The following is a 1841-nucleotide window of genomic DNA, read 5'->3' as shown; positions in this document are numbered from 1 at the left end:
GCACGAGATAGCGCAGAGCATTGATGATCTCACGGGAATCGGTTGTCCGTTTCCGACCACGCCGGTTCGCAGGGGGCATCAGAGGCGCTATGCGCTCCCATTCCTCATCTGTCAGATCAGACGGATAGCGTTTCGTCTTGCGTGTAATTCCGGCCATGCGGCCTCGTTGTGCTGGCGTCCACATCCTGCCTTTGAATCACACTCAAAACCTCTTGAAAACCTATCATAGCGAATTTCCAAAAGGGCTCTGAGAAGGGGCCTCACGATGTTCTCCTTATCGGTGGAAACTCTGAAGAGGTCGCCGTCGACGCGGATTTCTCACACTTGAGGCAATTTCAGGTCGTTTTGTAGAGTTCAGTCATCCCACAGGAGCCCGATCTGGAATATTGACGATATTCTGCTTCTGGCGGCGGGTTCTGAGCGCAGTGAGGGTGTCACGGCCTGAGAAGGCAGTGTTGGTGGAAGCTATGTGGTCTGTGCGCTGTCTGTTTCTTCAGATGGCCTGCCGTAGCCTTCGCAATCGTGCATGAGCGAGGGCGAATTCATGCTGACAGGGGAACATGTCCGGCATGGACAGGACAATCCGACGGACGCTGAGCGTTACACGTGTCGCGATTTTGAGCAGTCGTGCGCGTATGGTGCCACAGGTCGCCGTCTCCAGGCTGGTCTGGCCAAGGGCCAGTCTTTGCAGAGCGGTCAGCAGGACATAGGCAGCGGCCGAGAACCACAGCCGGAGCTGGTTGGCCCGGATGGTGTGGGACGAGGTCCTGTCTGAGAACAGATCCATCTGGCATTCCTTGATGCGGTTTTCCATATCCCCGCGTGCGCAGTAAATCTGTTCGTAGAGATGGCGGGGGTCGGACATTCCCTGCGGTAGCGTGGTGACAATGAAGCGATGATAGCGGTTGCCGTGGCGCCATTCGGCCTTGGCCACGACCCGCCTGCGGCGCGTCCAGCTGTCCTTTGTGATCCAGTCAAAGGAGGCAAAGCCGCGCGCCGCTTTGCCTGTCGTGGCGGCTTCGTCACGAACCTCAGCGGACAAAGAGGCAATCCGGTCATACAGGCGGGTGTTGCCTGCAAGCCCGAACAGGAAGTCAACGTGGTTGTCTTCGCACCATGTCATCAGAGTGTCCCGGGAGAAGCCACTGTCCCCGCGCACCAGAATACGCACCCTGGGCCAGCGGTTCCTGATCTGCTGCACAATCCGGCGGATGTCAGCCAGCACTTCCTTCCCCGGGTCCCTGTCTGCCGTGCGCAGGGTAGCGCTGAGGAGATGATCCCCGCAGAAGATGTATAGCGGCAGATAGCAGTTATGGCCGTAATACCCATGAAAGGCCCGGCCTTCCTGATGGCCATGGATACGATCATCGGTCGCGTCCACGTCCAGAACGATCCGGGCAGGAGCCCGATCATGCCGGTCCATGTAGAGCGTGACGAACAGCTCCGCCAGTGCCTCATGATCAGCAATGATGCGGCAGTAACGGTCTGCCTTGTGGCCACTGCGCTCCAGCCGGTTCAGTGTGGATTTTCCGGCCAGTGCCGCACAGTTGGCCCGACCTCCTGACAGACGCCCCGAGGCCAGACCAAAGATCAGGTGGAGGGTTCTAAAAACCCCCTGGTTTTGAGGTCTTCTGTATGATTCTATTTCTTCTGCGTTGATTGAGGGAATGGCGATATGAAGCAGTCTGGTTTCTTTGATGTTGAAGAGCGTCTTGCCCGGCTGAGTGGGCTTGGCGATCAGCTCGAAGCGTTTTCCCGGACTGTGGATTTTGAAGCGTTCCGTCCTGATCTGGACAAGGCCCTGGCGTATTCCGATGGAAGCAAGGGCGGACGACCGCCAT

The 1841-nt window shown here is 57.8% G+C and carries 1 protein-coding gene and 2 pseudogenes; 1 reads left to right on the top strand and 2 read right to left on the bottom strand.

Features of this window, described 5'->3' with window-relative positions; all coding sequences use genetic code 11:
- Together KP703_RS15340 and KP703_RS15335 are read right to left on the bottom strand one after the other, a co-directional pair.
- Positions 1-184: transposase (locus KP703_RS15340; RefSeq protein ID WP_215755463.1), on the bottom strand; the 184-nt coding region annotated here is incomplete at its 3' end.
- A 309-nt stretch (positions 185-493) separates the two neighbouring features.
- Positions 494-1594 (bottom strand): annotated as a pseudogene (locus KP703_RS15335) (IS1380 family transposase); the annotation flags it as partial.
- Between the two features lie 81 nt (positions 1595-1675).
- Between KP703_RS15335 and KP703_RS15330 the strand changes: the two are divergent.
- Positions 1676-1841: pseudogene (locus tag KP703_RS15330) on the top strand (IS5/IS1182 family transposase); the annotation flags it as partial.

Source organism: Acetobacter sp. P5B1 (assembly GCF_018811985.1).
GTDB classification, from domain to species: domain Bacteria; phylum Pseudomonadota; class Alphaproteobacteria; order Acetobacterales; family Acetobacteraceae; genus Acetobacter; species Acetobacter cerevisiae.
The sequence above is the reverse complement of the archived record's forward strand: the minus strand, read 5'-3'. Positions and strand labels throughout refer to the sequence as shown.